At 62.2% G+C, this 8,704-nt stretch carries 6 protein-coding genes; 3 read left to right on the forward strand and 3 right to left on the reverse strand.

The window, feature by feature from the left end; translation table 11 throughout:
• Together ABYW26_RS06620 and ABYW26_RS06625 are read right to left on the reverse strand one after the other, a co-directional pair.
• The coding region (locus ABYW26_RS06620) for a threonine--tRNA ligase (RefSeq protein ID WP_372603988.1) at positions 1 to 1,217 on the reverse strand (1,217 nt) is incomplete at its 3' end.
• A 432-nt stretch (positions 1,218 to 1,649) separates the two neighbouring features.
• Complete coding sequence (locus ABYW26_RS06625) at positions 1,650 to 4,550, reverse strand: valine--tRNA ligase (RefSeq protein ID WP_372603989.1); 2,901 nt, start codon at positions 4,548 to 4,550, stop codon at positions 1,650 to 1,652.
• A 268-nt stretch (positions 4,551 to 4,818) separates the two neighbouring features.
• Here ABYW26_RS06625 and ABYW26_RS06630 point away from each other — a divergent pair, with 268 nt between their 5' ends.
• Positions 4,819 to 5,919 carry a DUF2235 domain-containing protein gene (locus tag ABYW26_RS06630; RefSeq protein WP_372603990.1) on the forward strand — a complete coding sequence of 367 codons (1,101 nt, stop codon included), beginning with the start codon at positions 4,819 to 4,821 and terminating at the stop codon, positions 5,917 to 5,919.
• Here the strand turns inward: ABYW26_RS06630 and metF are convergent.
• The gene (gene metF / locus ABYW26_RS06635) at positions 5,871 to 6,743 is read right to left on the reverse strand and encodes a methylenetetrahydrofolate reductase [NAD(P)H] (RefSeq protein WP_372603991.1); all 873 of its coding nucleotides are present in this window, start codon (positions 6,741 to 6,743) and stop codon (positions 5,871 to 5,873) included. The genes ABYW26_RS06630 and metF overlap by 49 nt on opposite strands.
• Before the next feature lie 101 nt (positions 6,744 to 6,844).
• Here metF and ABYW26_RS06640 point away from each other — a divergent pair, with 101 nt between their 5' ends.
• On the forward strand, positions 6,845 to 7,750 hold the full coding sequence (locus ABYW26_RS06640) for a LysR family transcriptional regulator (RefSeq protein ID WP_372603992.1): 906 nt from the start codon (positions 6,845 to 6,847) through the stop codon (positions 7,748 to 7,750).
• Between the two features lie 96 nt (positions 7,751 to 7,846).
• Positions 7,847 to 8,635, forward strand: coding sequence for an inositol monophosphatase (locus ABYW26_RS06645; RefSeq protein WP_372603993.1), 789 nt, complete (start codon positions 7,847 to 7,849; stop codon positions 8,633 to 8,635).
• Positions 8,636 to 8,704 lie beyond the last annotated feature (69 nt).

Genomic DNA, 8,704 nt, shown 5'->3' on the forward strand with positions numbered 1-8,704 from the left:
AATTCGATCTGGTCATCGGTGCAGAAGATATGCGCGTCATCCTGAGTAAAGCCCCGCACCCGCATGATCCCATGCAGCGCGCCCGAGGGCTCATACCGGTTACACGAGCCGAATTCCGCCATGCGCAGCGGCAGGTCGCGATAGGATTTCAGGCCCTGATTGAACACCTGCACATGGCAGGGACAGTTCATCGGTTTCAGCGCGTTAATGGCTTTTTCGCGAGCGTGTTCCTCGTCCACTTCGACGATGAACATGTTTTCCTGATAGTTGTCCCAGTGGCCGGATTTTTCCCACAGCTTGCGGTCCACCACTTGCGGCGTGTTGACCTCGACATAGCCACCGGCGTCCTGACGGCGGCGCATGTAATCCTGCAGCGTGGTGTAGATGCGCCAGCCGTTGGGGTGCCAGAACACCTGACCGGGGGCTTCTTCCTGCATATGGAACAGGTCCATCTCGCGGCCCAGCTTGCGGTGGTCGCGCTTGGCGGCCTCTTCCAGCATGTGCAGATGGGCTTTCAGGTCTTCCTTGTTCTTGAAGGCAACGCCATAGATCCGCTGCAGCATCGGGCGGTTGCTGTCGCCGCGCCAATAGGCCCCGGCCACGTTCATCAGACGGAATGAATCCGCCGGCAATTGCCCGGTGTTCTGCAGATGCGGGCCGCGGCACAGATCCTGCCAGTCGCCATGCCAATACATGCGGATCGGCTGGCCGTCATCGGGGATCATGTTGACCAGCTCGACCTTGTAGGGCTCGCCGTTGTCTTCGTAATGCTTGATCGCGCGGGCGCGGTCCCAGACCTCGGTGCGGACGGCGTCGCGGGCGTTGATGATGGCTTTCATCCGCGCCTCGATCGCGCCCAGATCTTCGGGGGTGAACGGCTCGGCGCGGTCGAAATCGTAATACCAGCCGTGCTGGATCACCGGGCCGATGGTGACTTTGACATCGGGCCACAGTTCCTGCACGGCGCGGGCCATGACATGCGCCAGATCGTGCCGGATCAGTTCCAGCGCCGGGGCGTCGTCCTTGAGCGTGTTGATGGCGATGGTTGCGTCGCTGGTGATCGGCCATTGCAGATCGTAATGCGCGCCGTTGACCGTGGCAGAGATCGCCTTTTTGCCCAGCGAGGTTGCGATGCTGGACGCAACTTCGGCAGGGGTCACGCCTGCGTCATAGTCGCGCGAATTGCCATCGGGAAAAGTGAGGGAAATCTGGGCCAATTTGGCTCTCCTCGTCAGTTTGGCGCCCACGGAACGCCCGGTTGCGGGTATGGTTCGCGGCCCTTTTCGCGAAAGGGCGGCGGGATGTCAATAAGCGCGGCAGGCGGGCAGGGGGTCATGGCGCGGTCGGGCGCGCAGGCTTGCGTTCGGACGCCCGGCCAGGTGCGGAGTTTGACGAGCCACCTGTATAAACGCCATCGCGATTTCCTGACGCGACCGGGGCCACAAAAGCCGAGGCTGGATCAGCCAATTGATCAGTGCCTGCGGCCTTGTTCGAATGCGATGTGCCGAACTGTAAGGCCCGACCGTGCCGCAGAAGGCGTGACCGCCTTCCGTATCGCAAGGCACCAAGGATAGGGAAAATCGGGGGAAATTTCAATGCGACCAAGCGGCGCGACCCGCCCCTATCGGGCAGGTCGCAGGCCGGTGGTCTTAGGCCAGCGCCGCCAGCCGCTCAAGCGCGGCGTTCAGCGTGGCGCGTTCATCGTGCTTTTGCGCAACCAGATCGCGGGTTTCATCAATCACCTCGTCCGGGGCGCTTTCGATGAATTTCGGGTTCTTCAGACGGCCCTCAAGCCCGCCCAGTTCCTTGGCCAGCTTTTGCAGGGTTTTCTCAAGCCGGGCCTTTTCCTCGACCACGTCGATCACATCGGCCAGCGGCAGGCCAAAGGCACCGCCTTCGGCTGCGATGGTGACACAGCCCTTAGGCAGGGCGTTGACCGCGGTCAGGCTTTCGATCCGGGCAAGGCGCTTGATCAGGGTCTCGTTCCGGTCCCATGCGGCGCGGCCAGCGGCGTCCAGTTCCAGTTGCAACATCGGCAGGTGCAGACCCGCAGGCACATGCATCTGCGCGCGGACCGAACGGATTTCCTCGATCAACCCGATGACCCAGTTCATCTCGCGGTCGGCCTCGGCATCGACCAGATCGGCGCCATAGGTCGGCCAGTCGGCATGGACCAGCAGCTTTTGCCGCGCGCCCAACGTGCCCCACAGTTCTTCGGTGATGAAGGGCATGATCGGGTGCAGCAGGATCAGGCACTGGTCGATGACCCACGCCATCGTTGCGCTGGTCTCGGCCTTGGTTGCGGCGTCGCCATCCAGCAGCAGCGGTTTCGAGAATTCCACATACCAGTCACAGACCTTGCCCCAGACAAAGGCATAAAGCGCCTGTGCGGCATCGTTGAAACGATAGGTCTCAAGCGCGGCATCGACCACTTCGCGCACGCGGGCGGTTTCGCCGATGATCCATTTGTTCACCGTGGCGCTGGGCTGCGGCACGGTGCCATCGGGCGCATAGCCTTCGAACACGCCGTTCATTTCGGCAAAACGCGCGGCGTTCCACAGCTTGGTGCCGAAATTCCGATAACCGGCGATGCGCTGCATATCCAGTTTCAGCACGCCGCCAAGGCTGGCCATCGCCGCATTGGTAAAGCGCAGCGCGTCGGCGCCGTATTCGTCGATGATTTCCAGCGGGTCGATGACGTTGCCGGTGGATTTCGACATCTTCTTGCCCTTGGCGTCGCGGACAAGGCCATGCAGGTAAACATCGTGGAACGGGATCTGATCCACCACGGCCAGTTGCATCATCATCATCCGGGCAACCCAGAAGAACAGGATGTCCTGGCCCGTGATCAGAACACTGGTCGGGAAGTATTTTTTGGTGCTTTCGTCCCAATGCGGCCAGCCCAGCGTGCCGATCGGCCACAGGCCCGAACTGAACCACGTGTCCAGAACGTCGGGGTCGCGGATCAGGGTTTTGCCGGGGGCTTGGGCTTGCGCCTCTTCCTCGGTTGGGGCGCAATATTGGTTGCCCTCATCGTCGAACCAAACCGGGATCTGGTGACCCCACCACAGTTGGCGCGAAATGCACCACGGCTCGATATTGTCCAGCCAGTGATAATAGGTTTTCTCGCCGCTTTCGGGCATGATTTTCACGTCGCCATTCCGCACCGCGTCCAGCGCCGGGCCGACGATTTTCGAGGTGTCGACGAACCATTGGTCGGTCAGCATCGGTTCGATCACCACTTTCGAGCGGTCGCCAAAGGGCTGCATGATCGGCTTGTTCTCGACAAAGGGCACCATGCCGCCATCGAAACAGACATTGCCGTCCTCGTTCGGCGCGCCCGGCACCATCACCGCCAGACCTTCGGCGGAAATATCTGCCACCACGCGTTTGCGCGCCTCGAACCGGTCAAGGCCGCGATAATCCTCGGGCACAAGGTTCAGCGCATCGGCCTCTGCCTCGGTCAGTTCAACCTCGCCACGGGCGACCTGCTGAGCAATTGCGGCGGCTTCGGCATAGGGCGCGCCATCGGCGCGCATATGGCCTTTGGTGTCCATCAGGCGATACATCGGGATGCCGCCACGCTTGGCGACCTGATAGTCGTTGAAGTCATGCGCGCCGGTGATCTTGACCGCGCCCGAGCCGAAATTCGGATCGGGATATTCATCGGTGATGATCGGGATCAGGCGGCGGTGTTCCTTGGGGCCGACCGGGATTTCGCACAGCATGCCGACAATCGGCGCATAGCGTTCGTCCGACGGATGCACCGCGACCGCGCCATCGCCCAGCATGGTTTCGGGCCGGGTGGTGGCGATCGAGATATAATCGCGCTCTTCCGAGAAGGTGACGGTCCCGTCCTCGTCCTTTTCGACATAGGTATAGGTCTGGCCACCAGCCAGCGGGTATTTGAAGTGCCACATGTGGCCCGCGACCTCGATATTCTCGACTTCGAGGTCGGAAATCGCGGTTTCGAAATGCGGGTCCCAGTTGACCAGCCGCTTGCCGCGATAGATCAGGCCCTTGTTATACATGTCCACGAAGACCTTGATGACGGCATCGTGGAAATTGCCCTCGGCCTCGTCCGCTGGGGCGCCTTCGGCACCCGACATGGTGAACGCGGTGCGGGTCCAGTCGCACGAGGCGCCCAGCCGCTTGAGTTGCTGCACGATGGTGCCGCCCGATTTGGCCTTCCATTCCCAGACTTTTTCAAGAAATGCCTCGCGGCCCAGCTCGCGGCGGCTGGGTTGCTGGGTCTCGGTCAGCATCCGCTCGACCACCATCTGGGTGGCGATACCGGCATGGTCGGTGCCGGGCTGCCACAGCGTGTCAATGCCCTGCATCCGCTTCCAGCGGATCAGGATGTCCTGTAGCGTGTTGTTGAACGCGTGGCCCATGTGCAGAACGCCGGTGACGTTCGGCGGCGGGATCATGATGCAATAGGTCTCGGCCCGGCTGGCATTGGCCCCGGCTACAAAACAGCCGGCCTTTTCCCAGGCCTCATACAGGCGGGTTTCGGCCTTGGCGGCATCAAAATTCTTTTCCATCGGCATCAGGGGGTATCCCACGTCAAAAACAGGTTTTCGGTGATCTACAGCCTGCGGGCGTCAAGGCCAACCCCTGAGAATGGCAGATCGTGCCGCCAACCCGGACAAGCGCCAGACAACAGGTTGTGAACCATTTCGCAAATCGAGGGGCTGGACAGCGGGCGTTCAGGTATTAGTCTGGACCTTGAGGTCAGGCAACAGGCGCCCAAGCGCAGCAGAGTGACAGCTCCTTTTCGCTGATCGCCCCGTCTGGCCGCTCGGGGGAGGCCAACCGATGGGTATTTTCGACCGGGTCAGAGCGTGGTTGCGGCGCGAACACGAGCCGCAAACGCACAGTCCGGTATTGGGCCGCAAGGCCGTCACGCATATCGTCATTCTGGATGGCACCCTGTCGTCGCTGGATCCGGGCGAAGAAACCAATGCCGGGCTGGCCTACAAGCTGTTGTCGCAGGCGCCGGGCGCGAACCTGTCGCTGTATTACGAATCCGGCATCCAGTGGGACAGCTGGCGGCAAAGCATCGATGTGATCATGGGACGCGGGATCAACCGGCAGATCCGCCGCGCTTATGGCTATCTGGCGTCGCGGTATCATCCCGGTGACCGGATTATCCTGATGGGCTATTCCCGTGGCGCCTTTGCGGTGCGGTCGCTGGCGGGGGTGCTGGACCGGGTCGGGCTGTTGAAATCGGTCCACGCGACCGAGCGCAACGTGCGTCAGGCCTACCGCCATTACGAAACCGGCGCGGCCAGCGATGTGGCGCGGGCGTTCAGCCGGGCCTATTGCTATGACCATACCGAGGTCGAGATGGTCGGCGTCTGGGACACGGTCAAGGCGCTGGGCCTGCGGCTGCCGCTGCTGTGGCGCCTGACCGAGCCGCGCTATGATTTCCACAACCACGAATTGGGCAAGGTGGTGAAACACGGGTTTCACGCGCTGGCACTGGACGAAAGCCGCGAGGTCTTTACCCCGGTGCTGTGGCAATGCCCCAGTCATTTTGACGGCCGGGTCGAGCAGGTCTGGTTCCGTGGCAGCCACGGCGATATCGGCGGTCAGCTCAGCGGGTTCGAAGAGGCGCGGCCGCTGGCGAATATCCCGCTGGTCTGGATGCTACGGCGGCTGGAAAGCTGTGATGTGCGCCTGCCCGAGGGCTGGATGGCGCAATTCCCTTGCGACGCCAACGCGCCGTCAGTCGGCAGCCTGCGCGGCTGGGGCAAGTTCTTTCTGATCCGCCACAAGCGGGTGGTGGGGCGCGACAGCTCGGAATCGATCCATCCCACCGCCATCAACCGCGCCCATCCCAGCAGTTTGCCGGTTTACCAGCCCTCTCAGGCTACCGCGCCCAACGACGGGTCGATGGCCACACCCAGCGCCTGACAGATGTCGCGGGTCAGTTGCGGTTTGTTCAGGGTATAGAAATGCAGATCCTCGACCCCGCCTTTCAGCAGTTTCTCGGACATATCCACCGCCAGATCGATTGACAGCGCCTCGGCGCCCTCGGGACCGGCGGCCTCGAATTTCTCGTCCAGCCATGCCGGAACCGGCGTGCCGCAGCGGGTGGCGAATTTCTTGACGCCATTCCAGTTCTCGATCGGCAAGAGGCCCGGAATGATCGGCGCGTCGATCCCGGCTTTCTGGCATTTGTCGCGGAAGCGGAAATAGGTGTCGGGCTCAAAGAAAAACTGGGTGATGGCCGAGTCAGCCCCGGCGTCGATCTTGTGCTTCAGCCAGATCACATCGGAATTTTCATCCGTGGCCTCGGGATGCGGATCGGGATAGGCGCCGACGCGGATCTTGAACTTGCCGGTCTCGGCCAGCGCCTCGACCAGTTCAGCCGAGTTGGCAAAGCCTTGCGGATGGGCGCTGAAATGGCCCTGGCCCTTGGGCGGATCGCCCCGCAGGGCGACGATTTCGGTCACGCCGGCCTCGGCATAGGCTTTAACGATCTCCATCGTTTCCTCGCGCGAGGCGTCGACGCAGGTCAGGTGCGCGGCCACGTTCAGCCCGTAATTCTTGTGGATGGTCGCCACCGCATCATGGGTCAGCTTGCGGGTGGTGCCGCCAGCGCCATAGGTCACCGAGACGAATTCCGGCTTCAGCGGCGCCAGCGCGCGCACGGTGTCCCACAGGCGGAACGATGCCTCAAGCGATTGCGGCGGGAAAAACTCGAAAGAAACGCGGGGGGCGCTGGTGGCGGTCATGGCTGTCTCATCTGGGGAAGTTCGATTTTGGCCCTTGTGACATAAATGCAGTTGTGAAACAAATTCATAATTCTCAAGAACAATATGAAATCTGTTCCAAGATGCATCTCGAACTGCGCCACCTTCGCACCATTCGCGCCATCCACGAGGCGGGCGGTCTGGCCCGTGCGGCGGACCTTTTAAACATGACGCAATCGGCGCTGTCGCATCAGGTCAAAGGCCTGGAAGAACAGGTCGGGATGGAATTGTTCGTGCGGCGCTCGAAACCGCTGAAACTGTCTTCGGCCGGGATGAAACTGTTGCGGCTGGCCGAACGGGTCCTGCCCGAGGTCGCCGCCACCGAAGAAGAATTCCGCGCCTTGTTGTCGGGCAAATCCGGGCGGCTGCATATCGCGATGGAGTGCCACGCCTGTTTCGACTGGCTGCTGCCGGTGCTGAAAGATTTCCGCAAGACATGGCCCGAGATCGACGTCGATATCCGCGCGGGCCTGTCCTTTGGCGCGTTGCCGGCGCTGCGGCGGGAAGAGGTCGATCTGGTGATCTCGTCCGACCCCGAAGACATTCCCGGCATCACCTTTCTGCCGCTGTTCGACTATGCCCCGGCCTTTATCGCCGCCCGGACCCATCCCTTGGCCAAGAAAGCCTATATCGAGGCCGAGGATCTGCGCGATCAGCAACTGTTCACCTATCCGATGGACCGCTCGCGTCTGGATGTGTTCAAGGAACTGCTGACCCCGGCCCGGGTCGAGCCGCGCGCGGTGCGTCAGGTCGAACTGACGGCGGTGATCCTGATGCTGGTGGCTTCGGGGCGCGGGGTGGCGGTGCTGCCCGATTGGGTGGTGCGTGAAGAGGGCGACGCGGATGAACTGATCACCCGCCCGCTGACCAAGGACGGCGTCACCCGCCGCATGTATGCCGCCGTGCGCGAAGAGGACGCCTCCAAACCGTTCATGGCGCATTTCACCCGTCTGGCCCGCACCGAACCGGTGAAACTGCAACGGCGCTGAACGGCGCGAATTTCACGGCGATCATCCAAGACGGCTGCAAGGCTTGGCAAGCGGCGCGCATCGGCGTATACGCGCGGCCTGACAAAGGAGCCCCCGATGCAAGGCAGCGCGAATCTCAACATCATGATCAAGGCCGCCCGGAAGGCTGGCCGCAGTCTGGTCAAAGACTTCCGCGAGGTCGAGAACCTGCAGGTCTCGATGAAAGGCGCGGGCGATTTCGTCAGCCGCGCCGATCTGGCGGCGGAAAAGATCATCCGCGATGAACTGATGACCGCGCGCCCGAATTACGGCTGGGTTGGCGAAGAAAGCGAACCCGTCGAAGGCATCGACCCGACCCGCCGCTGGCTGGTCGATCCGCTGGATGGCACCACCAACTTTCTGCACGGCCTGCCGCATTGGGCGATCTCGATCGGGCTGGAACACAAGGGCGAAATCGTCGCTGCCGTGGTGTTCGACGCCGCTAAGGAAGAGATGTTCTATGCCGAAAAAGGCGCGGGCGCCTGGATGAACGATACCCGCCTGCGGGTGTCGGGTCGCCACAAGATGATTGAATCGATCTTTGCCACCGGCGTTCCGTTCGGTGGCCGCCGCGATCTTCCGGCAACGCTGCAGGATCTGGCCCGGCTGATGCCGCAATGCGCTGGCGTGCGGCGCTGGGGCTCGGCGGCTCTGGATCTGGCCTATGTCGCCGCTGGCCGCTACGACGGCTTTTGGGAGCGTGGCCTGAATGCGTGGGATCTGGCCGCGGGCGTGCTGCTGGTGCGCGAGGCCGGTGGTATGATCGCCCCGATCAACCCGGATGGCAACATTCTGGAAGATGGCGAAGTCATCGCTTCGAACGAGCCGATCTTCGACACCTTCGCCAAGGTCATCCGCGCCGCCTAAAGCGGGTTCCCAGCCATTAAAAAGCCCGGATTTGTGCTTAGGCTCCGGGCCATGAAAACCCTGTCCCGA

The sequence above is a fragment of the Actibacterium sp. genome (assembly GCF_041584535.1).
Taxonomy (GTDB): domain Bacteria; phylum Pseudomonadota; class Alphaproteobacteria; order Rhodobacterales; family Rhodobacteraceae; genus Actibacterium_D.